The sequence below is a fragment of the Streptomyces sp. NBC_00448 genome, from assembly GCF_036014115.1.
GTDB lineage: Bacteria > Actinomycetota > Actinomycetes > Streptomycetales > Streptomycetaceae > Actinacidiphila.
The window spans coordinates 2,340,713-2,364,944 of the sequence record NZ_CP107913.1 but is presented as its reverse complement, the minus strand read 5'-3'; the positions used below and the strand labels follow the sequence as shown (position 1 = coordinate 2,364,944).

Below are 24,232 nucleotides of genomic sequence, written 5' to 3'. Positions count from 1 at the left end.
TGCTGTGAAACTCGACTCGATGTACCAGGACGTGATCCTGGACCACTACAAGCACCCGCACGGCCGCGGTCTGCGCGACGGCCAGGCCGAGGTGCACCACGTCAACCCCACCTGCGGCGACGAGATCACGCTGCGGGTGCGGCTGGACGGCAGTGTCATCGGCGATGTCTCCTACGAGGGCCAGGGCTGCTCGATCAGCCAGGCCAGCGCCTCGGTGCTCAACGAGCTGCTGGTCGGCAAGGAGCTGGCCGAGGCGCAGAAGATCCAGGAGACCTTCCTGGAGTTGATGCAGTCCCGCGGCCGGATCGAGCCCGACGACGCGATGGAGGAGGTGCTGGAGGACGCGGTCGCGTTCGCCGGCGTCTCCAAGTACCCGGCGCGCGTGAAGTGCGCCCTGCTGAGCTGGATGGCCTGGAAGGACGCCACCGCCCAGGCGCTGGCCGAAGGGAAGCCCGTATGACGAACAACACCGTGCCCAACGGCCTGAGCACCACCCCGGCCTCCGAGGAGGAGGTGCGCGAGGCGCTCTACGACGTCGTCGACCCCGAACTGGGCATCGACGTGGTCAACCTCGGCCTGATCTACGGCATCCACATCGACGACACCAACACCGCCACCCTCGACATGACCCTCACCTCGGCGGCCTGTCCGCTGACCGACGTCATCGAGGAGCAGGCGCAGACCGCCACCGAGGGCATCGTGCGCGAGCTGAAGATCAACTGGGTCTGGATGCCGCCGTGGGGCCCGGACAAGATCACCGACGACGGCCGCGAGCAGTTGCGCGCCCTGGGCTTCAACGTCTGAGCCGAGGGACTGCCGTCCGGATCTCCGCCGCCGACGGGCGGCCACCGCGTGAGCACGCGGTGGCCGCCCGTCGGCGTTGTGGTGCGGGCGCCGGGGCAGCGATGGAGAGGGCGCCGGACCAGCCACTTCCGTGATGATTGTCGGGTGAATGTCGCGGCGGATGACCCGTTGTGTCCCCGGGGAGTAACGGCTCGCCGACGACCGCTGACATCGCCGGTTCTGTGGGTACACGATCATCGAAGGCGCCTCACCCGCCTCAGTGATCGCACAGGAAAGGCAAGGACTATGCGTACCAGGACCGCCCGGACCGGAACACTCGTCGTCATGCTCGCCACCGCCGGCCTCGCGCTCGCGGCGTGCGGACCGGACGACAGCAACGCGTCCGACTCCTCCTCGGCCTCGTCGTCCTCCGCCACCTCGGCGCCGTCCGGGACGTCGTCCGGGACGTCGTCCGCGCCCGGCGACGACTCGGCGGGCGGCGAGACGGCGAACCCGGCCACCGTCGGCGGCACGTCATCGGGGTCCGGCGGGTCGGGCGGGTCCGGCAGCACCGCGTCGGCCGGCACCACCGTGCCCGACTGCACCACCAACCAGCTGTCGGCCACTGCCGGCAACTTCTCCGCCGGCGCCGGGACCGCCGGCTTCCAGATCGTCTTCCAGAACACCGGCTCCTCGCCGTGCACCCTCTCCGGCTACCCCGGCGTCTCCTTCGTGAAGATCCACAACATCCAGCTCGGCAAGGCGGCCGCGCGGACGAGCGACACCCCCGCCACCAGGGTCACGCTGATCCCCGGCGCCCACGCGTACGCCGACGCGCTGAGTGTCAACGGCCAGAGCGGCTACTCCGCCGCGCAGTGCGACCTGACCACGGTGCCGACCCTGCGCGTCTACCCGCCGAACCAGAAGGAGTCCCTCAACATCCCCTGGAACCGGCAGGAGTGCGTCGGCTCCTCGATCCAGAACCTGCGGGTCGGCGCGGTGCACGGCAACAAGTAGCCGCCGTGGCGGCTCCATCCGCCGGGCGAGGAGGTGTGGTCGGACCCCTTGGCGGTGTCAACGCGGGCTGCTAGCTTCCACGTTGACACTTTGACAACGTTGCCATCATGCGTCACGGCACCGTCGGTGCGTCGATCAGGCGTGCCCGGGATGCCGGACGGCGGTGGGCGGCAGCGTTCCGTGCAGCGTGCCGCGCGGTGGTGGCGCGCGGGCGTGAAGGGAGTGGACGCCATGGACTCGGGTGCGGCCGCGGAAGAGCCGGGACAGGAAGTGGGGCGGCAGGCGCGGCGCCTCACCAGACGCGGCGTCCTGGGGACCGCCGGCACCGGCATCGTGGCGGGCACGCTCGCCGCTGCCGGCCTGGGCGGTCTGGGGACGGTCGAGGCACACGCCGACTCCCCTGCGCAGGGCGGCGGTTGGGGGTCCCCGGCTTCGGGGACGGGCGGCGCGCGGATCGGCTACACCCTGCCGACCCTGACCTTCGGCGACTCCTCGACCCAGCAACTGGTCGGCGCCGCCTACGAGTCGGCGCTGACCGACCTGTTCGGCATCAACACCGCCTACGCGGACCCGGGGACGTATGACGCGGCCGGGCTGGTGACGTATCCCAGCGGTTCGTTCATCCGGGCCGGCGGCGGGTATCCGCTGCCGCAGCGGTGGACGCGTGACGCGGCGGTCAACGCGTGGAACGCGGCGAGCCTGCTCGGTCCGGTGATCGGCCGCAACACCCTGTGGTCCGTGGTGGAGCGGCCGGACGGCGGCCTCATCGTGCAGCAGGACAACCAGTGGTGGGACCAGGTGGTCTGGGTGCTCGGTGCCTGGAACCACTACCTGGTCACCGGCGACCGGGAGTTCCTGGCCGACGCGTACGCCACGGCCGTGCACACCCTGGCCGCCCGCAAGGCGAAGAACTTCAACGCCGACTTCGGGCTCTACCAGGGCCCGTCGTTCATGAACGACGGCATCGCCGGCTATCCGGCGCCGCCGTGGACCACCGGGGTCGACTCGTCGTTCGTGCTGGACTACCCGCACACCGACGAGTTGATGTGCCTGTCCACCAACTGCCTCTACTACGGGGCCTATCGGGCGGCCGGGGACATGGCGCAGACGCTGGGCCACCCGGCGGACGCCGCCGCTCACCGCGCCGCCGCCCAGGCCGTGCGGGACGCGATCGACACGCACCTGTGGCGCGAGGACGCCGGGACGTACGGGTACTTCGTGCACGGCCAGGACGCGTCGGCGGGCCGGCTGGACACCTCCCAGGAGGGCGCGGGCCTGGCGTTCGCGGTGCTGCTCGGGGTGGCCGACGCCGACCGTGCGCGCCGGGTGGTGGCGGCCGCGCACTGGCAGCCGCACGGCATCGTGAACGTGTGGCCGCACTTCGAGCGGTTCAGCGACGACAAGCCCGGACGGCACAACGTCCTCGTGTGGCCCATGGTCCACTCCATGTTCGGCCACGCCGCGGCCGCCGTGGGGCGGGCGGACCTGTTCGCCCGGGCGGTGGGGGAGTTGGCCGCGCTGGTGCAGGGCAGCGACAACAGCTTCTACGAGCTGTACGACTCGCTGTCGGGCGCGGTGGACGGCGGCTGGCAGACCGGCGGCGACGGCACCGCCTCCCACTTCACCTCGCAACCCGACCAGGCGTGGTCGGCGACGGGATACCTGCGGATGATCTTCGCCGGGCTGTTCGGGGTGGACTGCACCGAGCAGGGCCTGCGGCTGTCCCCGACCCTGCCGGACGGCTGGGGGCCGGTGACGCTCGGCGGGCTGCCGTACCGCGGCGCGACCGTCGACATCACGCTCAAGGGGGCCGGTACCCGCGTGCGCGCGTGCACCGTGGACGGCCGTCGCGCGGCGCTGCTCGTGCCGGCCGGCGCCACCGGCCACCACACGGTGGAGATCACCCTCGGCGGTTGACGGCCGCCCACCCGTTCTCCCGCGCACCGGGTGCGTCAGGCCCCGGTGCGCGGCGAGTCAGCCCAACAGAGCACAGCGCGCAGGGTCCTTGGAGCCGCGGTGCGGCTCCCTACGGTGGGAGGTGGCGTGGGAATGTCGCGCAGGATCAGCGGAAGCGGGAGCAAGAGCGGGAGCGGAAGGCCGGCGGTCGGGCGGCGGCGGGCGCTGCTGCCCGTCGGGATCGCGGCGGCGGTCGCGGCGATGGCGGTGTTCCTGGCTCCCGCGGCGATCGCCGGAGCGCCGGCGACGCCCTCGGGCACAACGGCGGCGGGCCGATCAGCGGCGGGCACGACGGCCGCCGCCGCGGCGGACGACGCCGGGCTGAACTACGTGGCGATGGGCAGCTCCTTCGCCGCGGGGCCGGGCATCCCGCCGGCCCAGACCGGCACGGGCGCGGCCGCCTGCGCCCGGTCGCAGAACAACTACGCGAGCGTGCTGGCCCGGGACATCGGCGCGAACCTCACCGACGCCTCGTGCAGCGGCGCGACGACCGCGAACGTGCTGACCACCGGCCAGGCCGGGCAGCCGCCGCAGATCGACGCGGTCACCAGCGCCACCCAGCTCGTCACCGTCACCATCGGCGGCAATGACGTGGACTATCTGGGCAGCATCGACGCGTACTCCTGCCAGACCAGCGGCGGGTCGAACTGCGGGAGCGTGGACCAGGGTTCGATCGACCAGACCTTCGGGGTGCTGGCCGGGCGGATCGAGAACGTGGTCGACGCGGTGCACGCCACCGCGCCCCAGGCGAAGGTGCTGCTGGTCGACTACTTCACCATCCTGCCGGACTCCGGTGTCTGCACCGGGGTGCCGCTCACCGCCGACCAGGCCGCGTACGAGCGCAGCATCGCGTCCCGGCTGGCCGACGCGACGAGCACCGCGGCGACCGCGACGGGCGCGACGCTGGTGGACCTGGCCGCCGCGAGTCACGGCCACGACGCGTGTGCGGCCGTCCCGTGGGTGGAGACGTACACGCCCGCGGCGGGCCGCTCGCAGTACCACCCGAACGAGGCCGGGATGAGCGGCGCGGCCGCGCTGGTGGAGTCCGCGCTGGCGTCCGGCGGGCAGACCCGTACCGGCCCCGTCACCTCCGGCATCCCGGGCAAGTGCGTGGACGTCGCCAACTCCGGGACCACCGACGGCACGCACGTGCAGCTGTGGGGCTGCAACGGCACCGGCGCGCAGAACTGGACGGTCGTGCCGGGCGAGGGCGGCACGCTGCGCGCGCTGGGCGGCTGCCTGGACGTGAGCGGGAGCGGTACTGCCGACGGCACGCTGGTGCAGTGGTGGCAGTGCAACGGCAGCGGTGCGCAGCGCTGGCTGGCCGGGGCGAACGGCTCGCTGGTCAACCCGGAGTCCGGGCGCTGCCTGGACGACCCGAACAGTTCGACGGCCGACGGGACGCAGTTGCGGATCTGGGACTGCAACGGAACCGCCGCGCAGAGCTGGACCCTGCCGAGCTGACGGCCCCGGCCCGGCCCGCCGCCGCTGCCCGCCGCCCGTCCGTACGACGTACGCCCGGCGCGGTCCGGCGGGCCGGGCCGTCACGGCGCCCGGTGGAGCACCTTCAGGTAGTCCGCGGCGAACCGTCGCATCGTGTAGCGCTCCAGCGCGCCGGTCCTGGCGCGCCTGCCGAGTTCCCGGCACAGCGCAGGGTCGTCGAGCAGCCGGATGAGCGCGGTACGCACGCCCGCGAGGTCGGCCGGATCGACGAGCAGGCCGTTGTGCCCGTGCGTGACCTGCAACCGCAGCCCGCCCACGTCGGACGCGACCACCGGGCGGCCCTTGACCATCGCCTCGGTCACGGTGAGCCCGAAGCCCTCCTGCAGGCTCTTCTGCAGGACCACGTCGGCCCTGCGCTGCAAGGCGTTCACCACGAGCGCGTTGCGCTCCGGGTCCCTGAGCGAGATGTTCACCAGGTGCACCCGCGCGCGGTCCTCGTCCGGCAGCCCGCTCAGAACGGAGGTCACCTCGGCGAGGACGGCGAGGCCCTCGGGGTCGTCGGGGATCTCCGCCGGCTCGGTACCCGCGAGCACGACGTGCACGTCCTTCGGGAGACCCACGACGCAGCGCACCACCCCGGGCATGTCCTTGAGCGGGTCCCAGCGCGACACCTGCAGCACGACCCGCGCGCCGGCCGGCAACGGCCGGTCCTGCCGGACCGTCACGCCGGTCGAGGCGCGGCCGGTGGTGAGGCCGATGCCGGCGAGCACCGCGGCGACCTCGTCCCCGGTGAGTTCGCGGTTCTTCGTCGCCGCCGGGTCGACCGCGGGCGGGACCACGAACAGCTCGCGCGTGCGCGGCGGGGCGAACCCGGGCATCGTGGTCACGACGGCGTCCACCGCGGCGAGTTCGGCGGCGAACACCCGCCACACCGCGCCGGGGCCGCGCTCGGGCGCGACCTCGGCCCCGATGTGGCAGTGCCAGACCACCCGCGCGCCCGCGGCTTTGACCGCCGGGGCCAGCCCGAGCGTCTGCGGGTCGTGCAGGACCACCACGTCGCCCGTGGTCACCCGCCGGGCGAACCACTCGGCCTGCGGCGCGAGCGCGGCACGGTAGGTCCGCGCCATCTCCGGGTCGTCGAGCCGGCCGGGGTCGGCCTGACCGTGCAGCAGGTGGTGCAGGTACTTCGTCACCGCGTAGAACTCGGCGGTGCCGCCGATCACGGCCCAGCCCGCGGGCTGGTGGCGCAGCAGGCCGCGCAGCAGTTCCGAGACACCCCCCCGGTCGCCGTCGCGTTGACGTGGACGACCAGCGGTTTCCCGGTGCCGGGGTCGATCTCCCAGACAGGTGTCGGGATCGCCGCCGGTAACCGTGAACGATCGCCCATTCGGTGCCCTCCCCGGCGAGACGTGTCGGCGTCACCCTAGCCGGGGACGGCCACCGGGATGTAGGAAAATGAACAACTGACGGTAATTTTCGAGCCGTTCTATGGACAATCCGAAGAACGCGAGCGGGCCCGGGGGGGTGGTGCCTGGCAACCGGAAGGCGCGCACGACGCGTTGCCGGGTGCGGGCCGCACCTGCGCCCGGCCGGCCGAGGAGGAGGCGCCCGCGGGCCGAATGCCGTTGACGCCTCTCGAAAGAGTTGCGAAAATTATCGCAACTTCACTGTGGAGGCGGTATCCATGACCACCGGGATCGGCCACGGCGCGCGGGCACGCGCGGACCTTCAGGCGTACGTCGGGGAACTGGCCGCGGCGCTGGTGCCGCACGCGAGCCCGGGAGGCGCGCGGATCATGCCGGGGGTGAACGTCGCGGCCTACGGCGACGAGGCCGCCGGCCTGGAGGGGTTCGCCCGGCCGCTGTGGGGGCTGGCGCCGCTGGCCGCGGGCGGCGGCGACTTCGCGCACTGGGAGCTGTGGGCCCGCGGACTGGCCGCCGGCACCGACCCCGAACACCCCGAGTACTGGGGCGACATCGGCGGCTTCGACCAGCGCCAGGTGGAGACCGCCGCGCTCGGCTTCGCGCTCGCGCTCGCCCCCGAGCGCCTGTGGGACCCGCTCGACGGCAGGGCGCGCGACCGGGTCGGCCGCTGGCTGGCCGGGTCGCTGGACCGCGCCACCCCGCCGAACAACTGGAACTTCTTCCCGGTCATGGTGAGCCTCGGCCTGGACCGGGTCGGCTACGCCCACGACCGCGACGCCCGGCACACCCGCCTGGACGCACTGGAGACGTACGCCCTCGGCGAGGGCTGGTACAGCGACGGCCCCACCCCGCAGCGCGACTACTACATCCCGTGGGCGATGCACTTCTACGGCCTGATCTACGCGGCGCTCGGCGGCCAGGAGGACCCGGCCAGGGCGGAGCGCTTCCGGCAGCGCGCGGCCTCCTTCGCCGCGGACTTCCGGCACTGGTTCGCCGACGACGGCGCCGCGGTGCCCTTCGGCCGCAGCCTCACCTACCGCTTCGCGCAGGGCTCCTTCTGGGGCGCGCTGCCGTACGCGGGGGTGGACGCGCTGCCGTACGGCGAGGTGAAGGGCCTGCTGCTGCGGCACCTGCGCTGGTGGCGGGCCCGGCAGGCGGACATCGCGCCCGGCGGGGTGCTCTCGGTCGGCTACGCCTACCCGCAGCCGCTGATGGCCGAGCAGTACAACGCGCCCGGGTCGCCGTACTGGGCGATGAAGGCGTTCCTGCCGCTCGCGCTGCCGGCCGAGCACGACTTCTGGACGGCGGGGGAGGAGCCGCACGCGGCCGCGGCGCCCACCGGACCGGCCGAGCCGAGCGGGCAGGCCGCCGTGCAGGAGGCGTCCACGCAGCCGCACGCCGGCGCGGTCCTGCTGCGCTCGGGCGGCGACGTGACCCTGCTCAGCGGGCTCCAGCAGGGCACCTGGGCGCGCGCCGGCTCCGCGAAGTACGCCAAGTTCGCCTACTCCACCCGCTTCGGCTTCAGCGTCCCGTCCGGTGAACTCGGCCTGATCCACGGGGCGTACGACTCGGTGCTCGCGGTCAGCGACGACGACCCGGACGCCGAGCCGACGCACTTCCGGGTCCGCGAGGGGAATGCGGAGCCGCGGACCGCGGCCGACGGCACCGTGTCCAGCACCTGGCACCCCTGGTCCGACGTCGAGATCACCACCTGGCTGAGCGCCGCCGCGCCCTGGCATCTGCGCACCCACCGCATCCGCACCGCCCGGCCGCTGCACACCGCGGAAGGAGGGTTCGCCGTCGACCGCGACGCCGGGCTGGTCCGGTCCGAGGGCGCGGCCGGCAGCGCGGTGGCGGTGTCCACCGCGGGCGACCTCAGCGGGCTGCGCGACCTCGGCGACGGCGAGGCCCGCACCGGGCAGGTCATCCACACGCTGCCCGGCACCAACCTGCTGGCCCGCCGCACCGCGTTGCCCACGCTCACCGGCCGGCTGGAGCCGGGAGAGCACTGGTTGCGCTGCGCGGTGCTGGGCGCCGGGGCCCAGGGCGCGGCGGCGTGGGAGGGGCCGGTGCCGCCGGCCGTCGTCTGACGCCGAGCGGCGAGGCGTACGAACCCCCTTGCCCGCAGCGTGTGTCGGGGCCCGTCGAGCGTTCCGGCTCGACGGGCCCCGCGCTGTCCGTTCGGCGGTTCGGCCGTTCGGCGGTTCGGCGTTCGGGCGGTTCGGCGGTTCTGCCCTGCTCAGCCGCGCCGGACCGTGACCGTCCTGCTGCCCGCCGGCACGCCGGTCAGCAGGACGTGACTCCCCTCCCTGCGGGCGGAGTAGAGGCGCGGTGCGCGGTCCCACGCGGTCCTGCCGTCCACCTTCACGACGTAGGACCCGTCGGCCGGCACCGGCACCGCGATCTCGCCGACCGCGCCGCTCGCGGCGGTGACGGTCAGGTCGAACTCGCCGCGGCCGCGGTCCCGCCAGGACACCCCGATCACGCCGGCCGGAGTGGTCAACTGCCCCTCCGCGCGGCCGACTCCGCCCGGGTGCGGGGCGACGCGGTAGCCGGCGGTGCCGCCGTCGTCGGCGGGCGCGATGCCCAGCAGCCGGAAGGTCAGCGCCGAGGTCGGCCCGGTGGACCAGCCGTGGGCGGCGCTCATGTAGGAGCCGGAGTAGTCCGAGCTGCCGTCGGTGCGGTAGCCCTCCCAGAACGTACTGGCCGTGCCCTGGGGCGCGTTGAGCATGTAGCCCCACTCGCGGCGGATCAGGTCGAGCGCGGTGCTGTCGCGGCCGGCCGCGAAGTGCGCGTGCACCTCCATGCCGCCGGGGAAGGGGTGCACCGCCTCGGCGCTCTTCTCCGGGGTGAGTGCGCCGACCGGCGTCCAGCGCGCGCCGAGCGCCTGGCTGACCGCGCTCGCCCGGTCCGCGTCCGGCACCAGCTCGAACCACACGGCCAGCGCGTTGCCGTCCTGCGGGTAGAGCGTGGAGCCGGGCTTGTCGCGGTAGAGCCCCGCGCCACCGTCCCAGTAACCGGCCGCCTCCACCGCGGACTTGAGCTTCGCGGCGGTCGCGGCGCTGCCGGCCGCGGTCGCGGTGTCGCCGGCCGCCCGGGCGAACGGTCCCGCGGTGACCAGCGCCCGGTACATGATGGCGTTGGCCTCGATGTTCTTGCCGTCGGAGTCGGTCCGCGCCCAGTCGGCGCTCGCCGTGACGTTGAGCAGCCCGTCGCTGTCGATCTTGGCGGTGATGTAGTCCAGCGCGGCCTTGTACTTGGGGTAGATCCCGGTCGCCCAGCCGGTGTCACCGGTGAACTGCAGGTAGGAGGCGGTGCCGATGAGCGTCCACAGGTGGTACGCGTCGGAGTTGCCGATGAAGTCGACGGCCGGGCCCGCGTAGGGGAGGGCGCCGCTTGCGGCCTGGTGGTTGTAGAGCGTCTGGAGGGAGTCGCGCACGGTCCGCATGTCGCCGAGCGAGACGTAGTCGGTCAGGACGGAGATGCCGAGGTCGCCGGGCCACACGGTGCGGTCGCGCTTGGCGCCGTCGACGAGCACGGTGTCGCCGGACTCCCCGATCCTGGCGCCGTTGTTCCAGCCGACCGCGGGCGGGCCCCACACCCGGCCCTGGTTGTTCGCCACGATGTTGGTCTGCACGGTGTAGGCGCCCGCGTACCAGATGCGGGTGAGCAGGTCGTCGTCGCAGGAGAAGTAGTTGGGGTAGGCGCGCAGGTCCGCCGCGTTGGGGGCGAAGGCGATCTCCACGCTGACCCCGGTCAGCTCCACGGCGCCGGCGGTCTGGTTGACGATCGTCAAGTAGCGGAAGCCGCCGCGCAGTTGGCTGGTCGGGTTGTCGGCGGCGTCGGTGCCGGAGACGGGCACGGAGGTCTGGGTGCTGATCCGGCCGGCGGGCTGCGCGGTGTAGCACACCGGGGGCTCGTTGTTGGAGCCGCCGTTGGAGCCGTCGCTCGACGTGGTGCTGACGTAGGTGGACAGCTCGCTGTAGGTCAGGCCCACCTTCTGGTCGGCGTCCGCGCCGGCGCCGAGGGTGAGGGTGACGTAGCCGCCGACCTCCTTGCCGAAGTCGAGGGTGACCGAGGAGCCCGCGCCGCTGAGCCTCGTCGCGGCCGAACCGGCCTTGCGCACCAGGTCCTTGGCGTTGCCGACGGTGCCGGTGGTGGCGTGCACCGCGACCGGGGAGACGGTGCGGGTCGCGGGGGAGAGCTTGAAGGTGTCCCACCGGCCGCTCGGAGCGGCGTGCACGCCGGACGCCTTGCCGCCGGCCGCGGACGCGGTGGCCGACGACGCGGCGGCCGGCACAACACCGTTGCCGCCCGCGGGGGTTGTGCCGGCCGCGGCTTCGGGCGCCGCCGCCTCGGCCGTCACGCCGCGCATCGCCGCGGCGGCGACCACCGAGGCGGCGCCCGCGCGGAGGAGCATCCTCCGCTTCGGCCCGGCGCCCGGTTCCGTGCTGTTCGACATGGTTCGCTCCTGTCGGGGCGCTGAGGTGGCCCGAGGGGGTCCCGGATGCGGTCGCGGTCCGCGATCGACGCACCGGATTGAAATGATTCAGATCTGATCGGTGGACACGCTATCCACGGTGCACCGGCACGGCAACAGTCGTGCGGCGACCAGTTTTCGGACAACTCGCGGGATCGGCAGGGAACTTACTGCCGTAATACCACCTAAATCCGATCGCCGGGTTTCCTCGCCCCGTACCGATCCGTGTCCGCACCCTTGTCCCTGGGGCGGGATTACCGGTAGGACGTGGCCTCGCGCATGAAACGTTATGGTTCCCAGAGTGGTCCCAGTGGGGAGACACCGCATGACCGTGTTCGGACTTCGAAGAGGCCGCAGGAGACGGGCGGCGGTGCTCGCCGTACTCGTCGCGACCGCGCTGGCCGTACCCACCGCCGCGTCGGCGCGAGCGCCGGGCGGGCAGTCGGGTGGACCGTCGTCCGGGCACGGCTCCGGCGGGCCGCTCGCCCCGGTCGGGCTGCGCGCCGACGGCCAGGCGTCGGACGTGCTGACCGACGCCGCCCACCCGTCGTTCGCCTGGACGGTGCGTGACACCGGCCGGGCCGAGGCCCAGACCGCCTACGAACTCCGGGTCGCGCCCGCCGCCCGGAACGGCGGAAAGCCCGCGGCGGGAGCGAGTTGGGACTCCGGCCGGGTCAGGTCCGCCGACTCCACCGCCGTCTCCTACGCCGGCCCCGCGCTCGCCGCCGACCGGACGTACACCTGGACGGTCAGGACCTGGAACAAGGAGGGCGCCGCGTCCCCCTGGTCGGCGCCCGCCTCCTTCGACACCGGGCTGCTGAACGCCACTGACTGGTCGGCCTGGTGGCTGCGCACCGACGACGGCGCGCTGACCCGCGGCGACTTCACGGTGGCCAAGCCGGTCGCCCGGGCCCGGCTGTACTTCGGCGCGCAGGGCATCGTGGAACCGCACCTCAACGGCGCCCGCGTGCAGGCGTCCGAGGTCCTCGACTCCTCGGTCACCGACTACAACTCGCGCGTGCTCTACCGCGACCTGGACGTCACCCGGCAGCTGCGCCAGGGCGCCAACACCCTCGGATTCATGGCGGGCAAGGGCCAGTTCAGCGGCCAGCCGGTCTTCGTCGCCCAACTCGACATCACCTACACCGACGGCTCCACCGCCGCCTTCGGCACCAGCCCGTCATGGCGGACCACCGCGGGCCCGGTGACCGGTGACGACTTCTGGTACGGCGAGACCTACGACGCCCGCAAGGCCGCGCCCGGTTGGGACGCGCCCGGCCACGACGACAGCGGCTGGACGGCCGCGCACGCGCTCTTCCCGGTCGCGCACCCGGTGAGCCTGGCCCAGGGCAAGCCGGTCACCGCGCTGGACACCACGACCACCGCCGGCTGGTCACCGGCCGCCCTCACCGACGGGATCGACAACTCCGTCGACGCCTCCGAGGGCTACCACTCGAAGATCGAGACGACCGCCGACACCACCAAGTGGGTGCAGACCGACCTCGGTTCCGAGCAGCGGCTGCGCACCCTCACGCTCTTCCCGGCCCGCCCCACCAACGACACGGCCGGCGACCTGATCGGCGCGGGCTTCCCGGTCCGCTACAAGGTCGAGGTCAGCGACGACCCGACCTTCGCCACGGCGACCACCGTCGCCGACCGCACCGGCGCCGACCAGGCCAACCCCGGCACCTCGCCGGTCACCCTCAGTACCGACACCACCGCCCGCTACGTCCGGGTCACCGCCACCAAGTTGCCTTGCAACGCGGCTGGTTGTACCTTCCGGCTGGCCGAACTCGGCGTCTACGGCGCCCACCCCGCGACCGGCTACGACGCCATGACCGCGCTCCGGGCCGACGTGACACCCCCGACCCGCGTCGTACAGACCGTCACCCCGGTCAAGGAGACCCGCCCCGCGGCGGGCGAGCGCGTCTACGACTTCGGCCAGAACCGCACCGGCTGGGTCACCATCAAGGCCGCCCAGCCCGCGGGCACCACCGCGACCCTCACCCAGGGCGAGATCCTGGACGCGAGCGGCCAGGTGACGACCTCCAACATCAGCTTCTCCGCCTCCGACCCGCCCCGGCAGACCAACCGCTACACCTTCGCCGGCACCGGCACCGAGACGTACGCCCCGCACTTCACCTACGCCGGCTTCCGCTACGCGGAGCTGACCGGCCTGCCCGACGACGTCCAGGTCACCGTGACCGCGCAGGTCGTCCACTCCGACGTCCCCACCACCGGGCAGTTCAGCACCTCGAACCCGCTGCTCGACAAGATCCAGGACGCGGTCGCCCAGACCCAGCTCAACGACCTGGAGTCCATCCCGATGGACTGCCCGACCCGCGAGCGGCACGGCTGGCTCGGCGACGCGGGCGACACCGACCAGGAGGCGATGAGCAACTACGACATGCAGGCGTTCTACGCCAAGTGGCTCGGGGACATCGCCACCAGCGCCAACGCCGACGGCAGCATCCCGTCCGTGGCACCCGCCAACGGCGGTCAGGGCTCCTGGGCCACCGACCCGGCCTGGGGCACCGCCTACCCGCAGATCATCTGGGACACCTACACGCAGTACGGCGACAAGCAGCCCATCACCGCCAACTACGCGCAGGTCAAGGCGTGGGTCGACTACCTCGCCACGATCAGCGACGCCGACCACGTGGTGGTCGACTCCCCGACCTCGTGGGGAGACGACTGGCTGGCCACCGTCAGCACCCCGCACGACTACTTCCAGACCGCGTTCTCCTACCTCGACGCGACCCTGCTCGCGAAGATGGCGACCGTGCTCGGCAAGACCGCCGACGCGACCCACTACAGCGCCGTCGCCGACCAGGTGAAGGCGGGCTTCCTCAAGCGCTACTTCGACGCCGCCACCGGCGTCTTCGGCAACGGCTCGCAGCTGTCCTACGCGATGCCGCTCGCGCTCGGCCTGGTCCCGGCCGGCCACGAGCAGACCAGCCTCGACCGGCTGGTGCAGGACATCGCCGCCCACGGCGACCACGTCACCACCGGATTCGTCGGCACCACCTACGTCTACCAGGCGCTCGGTGCGTACGGCCGCAACGACGTCGCCCTCGCCCTCGCCGAACGCGAGGACTACCCGAGCTTCGGCTACATGGTCGACCAGGGCCCCGGCACCATCTGGGAGAAGTGGCCGAACTCCTCGGCCCCCGACGGCACGTCGTCCAAGGACCACATCGGTCTCGGCGGCTCCATCGGCCAGTGGTTCTACCAGCAGCTCGCCGGCATCCAGCCCGGCGACTCGGCCGCCGGCGCCGGATACGGCCGGCTCACGCTCGCACCCAGCGTCGTCGGGGACCTCACCCACGTCTCGGCCACCCAGCACACCGTCCGCGGCACCGTCGAGGGCTCCTGGCAGCGCGACGGCAGCAAGCTCACCTACCACGCGGTCGTCCCGGTCGGTGCCACCGCCACCATCCGGCTGCCGCTGCTGGGAGGTACCGCCTCCACGGTCCGCGAGAGCGGCCGCACCCTCTACACCGCGGGCCGCGCCGGACAGTCCGACCCCGGGCTGACCGTCGGCAAGGCCACCGGCCAGACCCTGACGCTGACCGCCGGCTCCGGCGACTACACCTTCACCGTCACCCCGCCGAGCACCTCGGTCACCCACCTGTCCGTCACCGCGAGCGCCGCCGCGCCCGTCAAGGCCGGCGCGAGCGGCGACATCAGCGTGGTCGTCTCCGCGGCCGGCACGAAGTCCGGCTCCGCCGTGGTCGGCGCCCAGGTGCCCGCCGGGTGGACCGCGACCGCGACCCCGGCCGCCATCCCGATCACCCCCGCCGCCACGGTCACCCTCGCCACCGTCAAGCTCACCGTGCCCGCCGACGCGGCCAGCGGGGTGCACGCGGTGCCGATCCAGGTACGCGCGCCCGACGGCACGCTCGCCACCAGCACCGTGCAGGTCTCCGTCTTCGGCAGCTGGCCGGCCGGCACCACCGCGGACGCCTCCAGCTTCCACGCGCCCAACGTCGTCGACGGCGCCACCCGCACCTACGTGCCCGGGAACGCCATCGACGGCGACCCCGCCACCTTCTGGAACGACGACACGCAGGACGTCTATCCCGACACGCTCACCGTCACCACGCCCTCCGCCGTGACCCTCGACGGCGTCTCCTTCGTCTCCCATCCCGACGGCGTCCCCACCGACTTCACCGTCCAGACCTGGGACGGCTCCCAATGGGCCACCCGGGCCACCGTCTCGGGGAACTCCGCGGTCAGCCGCTGGATACCCTTCGACACCCCCGTCACCACCACGCAGCTCCGCATCGTCATCACCTCCGCGCAGAACAGCTTCTCCCGCGTGGTGGAACTGGCTCCCTGACGGTGCCGGACCCACCCGGCTGCCCCGTCCTGTCGGTTCAGGGACCACCTGTCGGTTCAGGGTTGCCCGCGCAGTTCCCCGCGCCCCTGGATATGTGCGGCTCCTCCGCGAAAGGAGGGCCACCTCCCAGGGGCGCTGGGGGTACCTCCCAGGCGAAGCTCTGGGGGAGGAACCGCGCCACCAGTCCTCCACCGGCGGGTGGTCCCGGGGCCGACAGCACCACGTACCCGGGCGGGTCCGGCACCCCCCGGGCGGGTTCGCTCAGCTCGCGGCGAGCGACTAGCGTGCTGACCATGACTGATACCCGTCCCGGCGCCGTAGCCGTCGGCCTTGCCACCGTCGCTGACGACGGCACCGTCCTCGACACCTGGTACCCCGCCCCGGAGCTGGCCGAGCAGCCCGGCCCGGCAGGGACCGAGCACCTGACCGCCGAGCGCGCAGCGGAACTGCTGGGCGCGGCCGCGCCGAAAGCGCTCGGCCCCGACCCGCGCCGGGGGGTGCGGGTCGTCGCGGTCCGTACGGTGATCGGCTCGCTGGACGACAAGCCGCTCGACGCGCACGACGCGTACCTCCGGCTGCACCTGCTCAGCCACCGCCTGGTCCGGCCGAACGACCAGAACCTGGACGGCATCTTCGGCCTGCTCGCGAACGTCGCGTGGACCTCGCTCGGCCCGGTGCCGGTGGCGGGCCTGGAGGACGCCCGGCTCGCCGCGCGGGCCGAGGGCACCCACCTGACGGTCTTCGGCGTGGACAAGTTCCCGCGGATGACGGACTACGTGGCGCCCGCCGGCGTACGGATCGCGGACGCCGGGCGGGTCCGGCTCGGCGCGCACCTCGCGGCCGGCACCACCGTCATGCACGAGGGCTTCTGCAACTTCAACGCCGGGACGCTCGGCACCTCCATGGTCGAGGGCCGTATCTCGCAGGGCGTGGTGATCGGCGACGGCTCCGACGTCGGCGGCGGCGCGTCGATCATGGGCACCCTCTCCGGCGGCGGCACCCAGCGCGTCTCGGTGGGCGAACGCTGCCTGCTCGGGGCCGAGTCCGGGCTCGGCATCGCGCTCGGCGACGACTGCGTGGTCGAGGCCGGCCTCTACGTCACCGCGGGCACCCGCGTCACCCTCCCCGACGGCCAGATCGTCAAGGCCGTCGAGCTGTCCGGCGCCGACAACGTCCTCTTCCGCCGCAACTCCACCACCGGCAAGGTCGAGGTCCTCCAGCGCACCGGCTCCTGGGGCGGCCTCAACGCGGCCCTTCACAGCCACAACTGACGGAGTGTCAGAGCGGCTCGGCCGCGCCGGTCATGAGCGGCTGCCGCGCAGGGACGACAGGACCAGGCGGCCGTAGCGGGTGGTGAGCGCGGCCGCCGTCGCGGCGAGCGAGGCGGCCAGCGCCACCACCAGATCGGTGGCGCTGGTGTCGCCGAGCACCTGGAGGACGGCCAGCGCGGTGGACACCGGGAGGCCCAGCACCGTCAGCACGCCGAGCGCCCCGGCGATCTGCTGGCTCTCCTGGTTCTGCGCGAGCCGCGCGTAGTCCGCGGCCTCGGCGAGGATCTGCGCGAAGCGCTCCGGCAGCCGGTACCTGGCGTGGAACGCGAGCAGCAGGTGGTTGACCGGGCCGTGCGCGCTGAGGTGCTGGCGCCAGTAGGTGCTCCGGAAGACCGCGATACGGCGTTCCAGGTCGGTGACGCGGCGGGCCAGGCCCGCATCGCCGAACACCGCGGAGAGGTCGTCGGTCAACTCGTCGATGTGGTTGCGCTGGGCGGTGCCCAGCAGCAGCGCGTCGAGGTAGGTGCCGCGGGCGTTGCCGAGCGCGTACTCGTAGAAGTCCCCCGGGCCGGTGTCCGGGCGGTGCCCCAGGAACGCGGCGCCCTGGCGCAGCACCAGCGCGCTCCAGTCCGCGGAGATCCGGTTCACCTCCGCCCGCATGGCGTCCAGCGACTCCGGTGCCGGCGGCAGATCCGTCGGGGTGGCGCGCGACGCGAGCGCGTGCAGCAACAGGTCCGCCGCGAGGGGCAGTTCGGCGGTGCCGGGGTCCCGCATCACCCGGGTGAGGGCGGCGGGCGGCGTCAGGAACGCGACGGTGTACGGGCGGGCCAGTGCGAACGGCCCCGCCGGGACCTCCGGGTCGGCGACGCCCGCGAGGAGCGTCGCCGGGGCGAACGGTCCTTGCAGCGGGTCCGGGGCGGTCTCCCCGCGCCTCCTGCCGAGGGCGCGCAGCAGCGGCAGCAGGGGGGCGCCGGTCACCGTGAAGTGCAGTACGGCCAGGGCCTGTTCGGGGGAGCGGGAGCTGGGGGTGCGGAGCAGTTCCATCCCGTCCAGGCGCATCGGACCCTGGACGGGGGCCGGGTCCGTACGGGTGTGCCACCGGCGGTCGTACATGGCGCGGCCGGCCGAGGCCGTGAACAGCCTTCGCCGCGCGGCTTCTTCCGCGGCCGCGCTGTGGTCCGCGATCGGAAGGGGGCCCTTCGGCCACGGCGGGTCCGCCGCCAACCGCACCGGCAGCAGCACCGCCAGCGTCTGCCGGGTGCCCTCCGCCGCCACGAACGCACGCGTCAACTCTTCGTTCCAGCCCCCCGACTCACTCACCCCCACAGCGTCGCCCCCCGCTCCCGCCCATGCAACCGGCCCGCGGGCCCAGCCTCCGCGGCGAGTTCGCCGGACCGTGGGCCGGTGGGGGCTTGTCGCGCGGTTCCTCCCCCAGAGCTTCGCCTGGGAGGTACCCCCGGCGCCGCCGGATGGTGAACGTCTTCCGCGGTGGTGAGCCGTGCGGGCTCAGGCGGGCGGTAGCGGCCAGGTGGGGACATTGAGGGTGATCAGGGACGCGCCGGGAGGGGTGAGGCGGAGCTCGGTGAGGGCGCAGTTGTGGAGGCCGGGGAAGACCCGGCGGTAGGTGCTTTCGGGGAGGCCGAGGAGGCGGCAGAGGACCAGGCGGAAGAGGGTGTTGTGGGCGACGACGAGGACACGGTGCCCGGGGTGGTCATGGGGGATGCGCAGAAGCGCGGCGGCGCCGCGGGCCGCGGCGGAGCGGGGGTCCTCGCCGGAAGGGAAGGGGTGGGCTGCGGGATCGTCGAGGAAGGCGTCCACCTCGCGGGGGTGGGAGGCGCGGAGCTCGCCCAGGGTGCGGCCCTCGGCGACGCCGAAGTCGACCTCCAGCAGGTCCGGTTCGACGACGGGAACGATCCCGGTGGCCCGCGCCGCGGGCTCGGCGGTGCGCCGGGCACGGGACAGCGGGGACGTGAGGATGGCGTCGAGCCCGGCGCCCGCCGCCCATGCCCCGAGCGCCTCGGCCTGTTCGAGCCCGAGCGGGGTGAGCGCGATGTCGCTGACCCCGGTGTAGCGGTTCTCCTCGTGCCAGACGGTCTCACCGTGCCGGGTGAGGAAAAGGGTCGTGGCGGCGGTGGTCATCCGTGCTCCCGTGCGTAGGCGGCCGTCTCCGTGGGGAGCCAGCCGCGGCGTTCCCATTCGTCCACGAGCGCCACGAAGGGCTCGTCGAACCGCCGGCTCACCTCGGGCCGCGGTTCAAGTGTCGTACGCAGCCGCACCATCGGCCGTAGGTCCGACCACGCCGCCGGCTCGGAGTCGCCCGCGGATCGGACGCCGTGCGCGGCGAGCACGGCCATCCCGAGGGCCGAGTCGGCCTGTTCGGGAATGGTGGCCGGCCGGCCGAGCACATCGGCGCGCAACTGGTTCCAGTACGCGCTGCCGGTGGCGCCCCCGGTGAAGGCGACCGGCCCCTCGATCCGGGCGCCCAACTGCCGTACGTAGGAGAGGCAGAGGCGTTCCACGAACGCCACGCCCTGCAGGAGGGAGGCGTGCAGGTCGCCGTCGTCGGCGGGGGTGCCCAGGGTGAAGGGCTCGGCGTCGGGCGCCAGGAACGGGAAGCGCTCGCCGTGCGAGACGAGGGGGTAGGAGAGCACGCTCGCCGGCTCGTGCGCGGCGGCGGCCCGGTCCAGCCGGGCCAGGTCGGCCCCGGGGAACGCCCGGGCCAGCGCGCCGGCGCCGACGCTGGAGGCGCCGCCCGGGAGCCAGTTGCCGTCTGCCGAGCGGTGGTTGTAGAGCACGCCGGCCGGGTCCGCGAGCGGGCGCGCCGTGACGCCCTTGATGACGAGGGTGGTGCCGAGAACGGTGTTCCACTGCCCGATGTCCCAGGCGCCCGAGCCGAGTTGGGCCGCGCAGCCGTCCGTCATCCCGGCGACGACCGGGGTGCCCTCGGCGAGTCCGGTCAGGCCGGCCGCCTCGGCGCAGACGGTGCCGAGTACGGTGCCGGGGGCCACCACCGGCGGGAAGTCCAGTCCGGACAGGCCCAGTTGCTCGTGGACCGCGCGGGGCCAGCTGCGGCCGTGCAGGTCGTATCCGGTCTTGAGGGCGTGGCTGGAGTCGGTCGGCACCGGGTGCCCGACCAGCCGGGTGGTGACGAAGTCCGCCTGGTGGCAGACCCGGGCGCCCCGGAGCGCCGCCGGGTCGCCGCCGCCTTGGCGGACGAGCCGGAGCACCTTCGCCAGCGCCCAGCTCGGCTGGATGCGGTAGCCGAGGGCGTCCCACACATCGGCGGCGGTCTCCTGGGCGTGGCGCGCCTCGGCGGCGGCCCGGCTGTCGTCGTACATCAGCGCGGCGGTCACCGGGGTGCCGCGGGAGTCCGTGAGCAGGACGGTGCCGGAGGTGCCGCACACCGCCAGGCCCCGCACCCGCGCGGGCTCCAGCGGGCGCAGCGTCGCGCGGACCGCCGCGCCGACGCCGTCCCACCAGTCGGAGGGGAGCTGTTCGTGACGGTCGCCGTCCCGGGTGCCGGTGAGCGGGGCGGAGCCCCGGCCGAGCACCCGGCCGTCGCCCGTCACGGCGAGGGCCCGTACGCCCTGCGTCCCGAGGTCGATCCCCAGCCACAGGTCCTGGTCGGGTGTGTCCGTCACGGGCTCCGGTCCTCTCGTTGGTCGTGCGGTGGCGGCGGGGCGCTTTTCACACCGTGACCACAGCCCCGGTCGGGTGCCTGCCCGCGGGGTGCCAGCGGGTTCCCATCTCGGCTCTCACCTGGTGAGAGACCGCCGGGTGGGTCACTCGACGGGTTGACCTGACGGCCGCCGGTAGTGAACACTGCCGAACGTTACATCAGCATTGAATGTTATATCCACAGTGCAGACTGTTATTGTCGGGTCGACGGATCGGAACAGGGCCGAGGGATGTCACAGGACAAGAACCGCCGGGGGCCGTCGCAGCGGCGCCGCGAGCTGTCGGACCATGTGCTGGCCGAGGGCTCGGTCTCCGCGTCCGATCTGGCCGAGCGGTTCGGGGTGAGTCTGATGACCATCTACCGCGACATCGACGAGCTGGAGCGGGAAGGCATCCTGCGCAAGTTCCGCGGCGGGGTCACGGTCCAGCCGTCCGGCGTCTTCGAGAGCAACGTGGCGTTCCGCAAGAAGACGATGCGGGCCGAGAAGGCGGCGGTCGCGGCGAAGGCGGCGACGCTGATCGAGCCCGGCATGTCCGTCATGATCGACGACTCCACCACCGCGCTGGAACTCGCCCGGCTGCTGCCCGGCATAGAACCGCTGACCGTGGTCACCAACTTCCTCGAAGCGCTCAACCTGCTCGCCGACGAACGCGGGCTGCACCTGATGGCGCTCGGCGGCGACTACGACCGGCTGCACGACTCGTTCCTCGGCGTGCCCTGCGTGGAGGCGGTCGAGGCGCTGCGGGTGGACCTGTGCTTCGTCTCCACCTCGTCGGTGTACGGCGACTACGCCTTCCACCAGGAGCAGCGGATCGTGGCGGTCAAGCGCGCGATGCTCAAGGCGGCCAACCGCAGCGTGCTGATGATCGACCACTCCAAGCTGGGGCGCACCGCGCTGCACCGGCTGGCCCCGCTGACCACCTTCGACCTCATCCTGATCGACGACCGCACCCCGCCCGACGTCCTGCGTTCCCTCGACGACAGCGGCGTCCCCTACGAGACCGCTCCGACCCCGGCATGAAGGAGACCTCGGCCATGAGAATCCTCGCAGCGGGCGACCACTTCGTCGCTCCCGACCTGTTCACCCGGGAGCTGACCGCCGAGATCGGCACCGGTCACTCCATCGACGAACTGCGGCTGCCGTGGCCGCTCACCCCCTTCGGCCGGGTCGCCGAGGTCGACGAGGCGTCGGGTGACGAGGACACCATGGTCACCGCGTTGCGCGGGGCGCAGGTGTGCGTCACCCAGATGGCGCCGGTGACCCGGAAGATCCTCGAAGGCGCCCCCGATCTGCGGCTGGTGGTGATCGGCAGGGGCGGCCCGGTGAACGTCAACCTCGAAGCGGCGAAGGAGCACGGCGTCCAGGTCTGCAACACCCCCGGGCGCAACGCGGCCGCCACCGCCGAGTACACCGTCGGGATGATGCTCGCGGCGATGCGCCGCATCCCCGAGACGTCCGCCGCGCTCGCCGCCGGGCGCTGGGCCGGCGAGTTCTACACGTACGACAACTGCGGGCCGGGGCTCGACGGTGCGACCGTCGGGCTGATCGGGTGCGGGGCCGTCGGCAGCCGGGTGGCGCGCGCCCTGACCGCGCTCGGCGCGCGGGTGCGGCTGTACGACCCGTATGCCGACGAGCGGGTGCTGCGCGAGTCCGGTGAGCCCGTCGCCGACCTGGACGACCTGCTGCGCGGCTCCGACGTGGTGTCGCTGCACGCGCGGCTGACACCGGAGACCCGCGGGCTGCTCGGTGCGCGCGAGCTGGCGCTGCTGCCGGAGGGCGCGGTCGTCGTCAACTGCGCGCGGGGCGCGCTGCTGGACGAGGACGCGCTCTGCGACGCCCTGGAGTCGGGGCGGCTGGCGGCGGCGGGGCTCGACGTGTTCGCGGTGGAGCCCCCGCCGTCGGACTCGCGGCTGCGGACCGCGCCCCGGCTGGTCATGACGCCCCACCTGGCCGGTGCCAACACCTCCGTCGCGCACAACGCGGCGAGGATCGCGGCCGCGGAGGTGGGGCGGTTCCTGCGGGGCGAGCCGCTCGCGCACCGCGTCGTGTGAGGCGCTCGCGGCGGGTCTGCGGCGGCGTGGCTCCTGTCGTGTGACGTCCGGGCCGCGGGCTTTGGCCCCCTGACTCCGGCCGCTTGGGTCGCGCTTGCCTCGCTCGCCGTTCGCGCCGTTCGCGTCGCTTGAAGCTTGCGCTGCTTGAAGTTCTCGCCACTTCAAGTTCTCGTCCCCTGATGGTGTTTCAGCCGAAGGTCTTTCAGTCGAGGGAAGGAACGCACGGTGTTCGTCGGACTGGACATGGGAACCTCCGTCGTCAAAGCGGCGGCCTTCGCCGATGACGGCGCGACCCTGCGCGTCGAATCGATGCCGATCTCGCTCGGCGGGCAGGGGGAACACGTCGAGCAGGACGTCGAGGAGGTGGTGCGCGCCGCCACGGGTGTCCTCGCCGCGGTCAGCGAAGGCCAGGCGCCCGCGCTCGTCGCCATCACCGGCCAGGGCGACGGGCTGTGGCTGGTCGACGCCGAGGGCCGGGCCGTACGCCCCGCCATGTCCTGGATGGACGGCCGGGCCGGCGGGCTGGTGGCCGGCTGGATGGCGGACGGCACCGCCGGGCGGCTCTACCGGCGCACCGGCAACGTGCTCTTCCCCGGCTCGCCCGGGCCGCTGCTGGCCTGGCTCGACCGCCACGAACCGCGGTCCCTCGACGCGGCCACCACCGCCGCCTGCTGCAAGGACGTCGTCCACCTGCGGCTGACCGGTGAGCGCGGCACCGACCTGTCCGACGCGTCGGTGCCCTTCCTGGACCCGCGCACCCGCACCTACGCCCCCGAAGCGCTCGCCGACCTCGGCCTCGGCCACCGTGCCGGCCTGCTGCCGCCGATCGCCGCGACCCTGCCGTACGGGCAGGCGCGCGGGCACATCGCGGGCCTGCCGGACGGCACCCCCGTCACCGGCGGCCCCTACGACCTGCCGGCCTCGGCGACGGGCGCCGGGGTGACCGAGCCGGGGGACGGGCTGCTCATCGTCGGCACGACCCTGGCCTGCCAGGTCGTCGTCGAGCGCGTCGCCCTCGACGAGGACCCGGTCGGCTTCCACCTCGCCACGGTCCGGCCGGACCGCCACATGCGGGCACTGCCGGCAATGACCGGCACCGTCGCGCTCGACTGGGTGCTCGGCCTCACCGGCACGACCCACGACCAGCTCTCCGAACTGCTCGACGCCACCCCGCGCGGCGCCCGGGGCGTCGCCGCGCTGCCCTACCTGTCGCCGTCGGGCGAACGCGCGCCCTTCGTCGACCCCACCGCCCGCGCCGAGTTCACCGGTCTCGACCTGCGGGCCACCCGCGCGGACCTGGTCCGTGCCATGTGCGAGGCGATCGCCTTCGCCGCCCGGCACTGCCTCGAAGCGGCCGGCCTGACCGGCCGGTTGGCGGTCTGCGGCGGCGGTGCCCGCAACCCCGCGTGGCTGCGCCTGTTCGCCGACGTGCTGGGCCGCCCGCTGCGGGTCGCGCGGGGACCCGAACCGGGCGCGCGCGGGGCGGTGTTGGCGGGTGTCGCCGCCCACGGGGACACCCTCGGGCGGGAGTTGGACGTGGCGCGGTGGACGGCCCCCGAAGCGGTGATCGACCCGGACCCGGTGGGCGTCGCCTACTACGAACACGCCTACGCGGACTACCTGTTCCGCGTCGAGAGCGCCCGCAACCGCTGGCCCGGCCCGGCGGACGCCAGGGGAGCCGGCCGCCCCTGAGCGCCCGTCCGGTCGTACGGCCCCGCCCGGGCGCGGTCGGGCGGGGCCGGGCGGGGCCGTCGGGCGTGCCTGCCGAGCGGCGCCCTCACAGCG

General features: G+C 73.5%; 16 protein-coding genes. 11 read left to right on the top strand and 5 right to left on the bottom strand.

From position 1 onward, the window contains the following. Nucleotides 1-4 precede the first annotated feature (4 nt). The 5 genes from sufU to OG370_RS10045 all read left to right on the top strand — a co-directional run bounded on the left by sufU (nucleotide 5) and on the right by OG370_RS10045 (nucleotide 5,220). On the top strand, nucleotides 5-460 hold the full coding sequence (gene sufU, locus OG370_RS10065) for a Fe-S cluster assembly sulfur transfer protein SufU (protein WP_328462732.1): 456 nt from the start codon (nucleotides 5-7) through the stop codon (nucleotides 458-460). Then, nucleotides 457-804, top strand: coding sequence for a metal-sulfur cluster assembly factor (locus tag OG370_RS10060; RefSeq protein WP_328462730.1), 348 nt, complete (start codon nucleotides 457-459; stop codon nucleotides 802-804). Before sufU ends, OG370_RS10060 begins: the two co-directional genes overlap by 4 nt. Nucleotides 805-1,089: 285 nt before the next feature. Beyond that, nucleotides 1,090-1,800, top strand: a complete 711-nt coding sequence (locus OG370_RS10055; RefSeq protein ID WP_328462728.1) for a DUF4232 domain-containing protein — start codon at nucleotides 1,090-1,092, stop codon at nucleotides 1,798-1,800. Nucleotides 1,801-2,031: 231 nt separating this feature from the next. Further along, nucleotides 2,032-3,717 carry an MGH1-like glycoside hydrolase domain-containing protein gene (locus OG370_RS10050; RefSeq protein WP_328462726.1) on the top strand — a complete coding sequence of 562 codons (1,686 nt, stop codon included), beginning with the start codon at nucleotides 2,032-2,034 and terminating at the stop codon, nucleotides 3,715-3,717. Nucleotides 3,718-3,849: 132 nt separating this feature from the next. Beyond that, nucleotides 3,850-5,220, top strand: a complete 1,371-nt coding sequence (locus OG370_RS10045) for a ricin-type beta-trefoil lectin domain protein (RefSeq protein WP_328462724.1) — start codon at nucleotides 3,850-3,852, stop codon at nucleotides 5,218-5,220. An 80-nt stretch (nucleotides 5,221-5,300) separates the two neighbouring features. On the opposite strand, the gene OG370_RS10040 is transcribed toward OG370_RS10045, so the two are convergent. Then, nucleotides 5,301-6,542: a glycosyltransferase gene (locus OG370_RS10040; RefSeq protein ID WP_328473954.1), complete on the bottom strand. Its 1,242-nt coding sequence runs from the start codon at nucleotides 6,540-6,542 to the stop codon at nucleotides 5,301-5,303. A gap of 341 nt (nucleotides 6,543-6,883) precedes the next feature. On the opposite strand from OG370_RS10040, the gene OG370_RS10035 reads away from it, so the two are divergent. After that, nucleotides 6,884-8,713 (top strand): DUF2264 domain-containing protein, encoded by a 1,830-nt coding sequence (locus OG370_RS10035; RefSeq protein ID WP_328462722.1) that lies wholly within the window; start codon nucleotides 6,884-6,886, stop codon nucleotides 8,711-8,713. Between the two features lie 149 nt (nucleotides 8,714-8,862). On the opposite strand, the gene OG370_RS10030 is transcribed toward OG370_RS10035, so the two are convergent. Next, nucleotides 8,863-11,085 carry an alpha-L-rhamnosidase-related protein gene (locus OG370_RS10030; RefSeq protein WP_328462721.1) on the bottom strand — a complete coding sequence of 741 codons (2,223 nt, stop codon included), beginning with the start codon at nucleotides 11,083-11,085 and terminating at the stop codon, nucleotides 8,863-8,865. A gap of 343 nt (nucleotides 11,086-11,428) precedes the next feature. Between OG370_RS10030 and OG370_RS10025 the strand changes: the two genes are divergently transcribed. Together OG370_RS10025 and dapD are read left to right on the top strand one after the other, a co-directional pair. Continuing rightward, the gene (locus tag OG370_RS10025; protein ID WP_328462720.1) at nucleotides 11,429-15,445 is read left to right on the top strand and encodes a family 78 glycoside hydrolase catalytic domain; all 4,017 of its coding nucleotides are present in this window, start codon (nucleotides 11,429-11,431) and stop codon (nucleotides 15,443-15,445) included. 293 nt (nucleotides 15,446-15,738) lie between these two features. After that, entirely contained in the window at nucleotides 15,739-16,716 is a 978-nt protein-coding gene (gene dapD, locus OG370_RS10020) for a 2,3,4,5-tetrahydropyridine-2,6-dicarboxylate N-succinyltransferase (protein ID WP_328462718.1), read from the top strand. 30 nt (nucleotides 16,717-16,746) lie between these two features. On the opposite strand, the gene OG370_RS10015 is transcribed toward dapD, so the two are convergent. The 3 genes from OG370_RS10015 to OG370_RS10005 form a co-directional block, all read right to left on the bottom strand. Further along, the gene (locus OG370_RS10015) at nucleotides 16,747-18,036 is read right to left on the bottom strand and encodes a hypothetical protein (RefSeq protein WP_328462716.1); all 1,290 of its coding nucleotides are present in this window, start codon (nucleotides 18,034-18,036) and stop codon (nucleotides 16,747-16,749) included. Nucleotides 18,037-18,222: 186 nt separating this feature from the next. Further along, nucleotides 18,223-18,855, bottom strand: a complete 633-nt coding sequence (locus OG370_RS10010) for a histidine phosphatase family protein (RefSeq protein WP_328462714.1) — start codon at nucleotides 18,853-18,855, stop codon at nucleotides 18,223-18,225. Further along, nucleotides 18,852-20,357, bottom strand: coding sequence for an FGGY-family carbohydrate kinase (locus OG370_RS10005; RefSeq protein WP_328462712.1), 1,506 nt, complete (start codon nucleotides 20,355-20,357; stop codon nucleotides 18,852-18,854). Before OG370_RS10005 ends, OG370_RS10010 begins: the two co-directional genes overlap by 4 nt. 267 nt (nucleotides 20,358-20,624) lie before the next feature. Here OG370_RS10005 and OG370_RS10000 point away from each other — a divergent pair, with 267 nt between their 5' ends. The 3 genes from OG370_RS10000 to OG370_RS09990 all read left to right on the top strand — a co-directional run bounded on the left by OG370_RS10000 (nucleotide 20,625) and on the right by OG370_RS09990 (nucleotide 24,139). Further along, nucleotides 20,625-21,416, top strand: a complete 792-nt coding sequence (locus tag OG370_RS10000; RefSeq protein ID WP_328462710.1) for a DeoR/GlpR family DNA-binding transcription regulator — start codon at nucleotides 20,625-20,627, stop codon at nucleotides 21,414-21,416. 14 nt (nucleotides 21,417-21,430) lie between these two features. Then, nucleotides 21,431-22,447, top strand: coding sequence for a 2-hydroxyacid dehydrogenase (locus tag OG370_RS09995; protein ID WP_328462708.1), 1,017 nt, complete (start codon nucleotides 21,431-21,433; stop codon nucleotides 22,445-22,447). 225 nt (nucleotides 22,448-22,672) lie between these two features. Beyond that, on the top strand, nucleotides 22,673-24,139 hold the full coding sequence (locus OG370_RS09990; protein WP_328462706.1) for an FGGY-family carbohydrate kinase: 1,467 nt from the start codon (nucleotides 22,673-22,675) through the stop codon (nucleotides 24,137-24,139). Nucleotides 24,140-24,232: the final 93 nt, after the last annotated feature.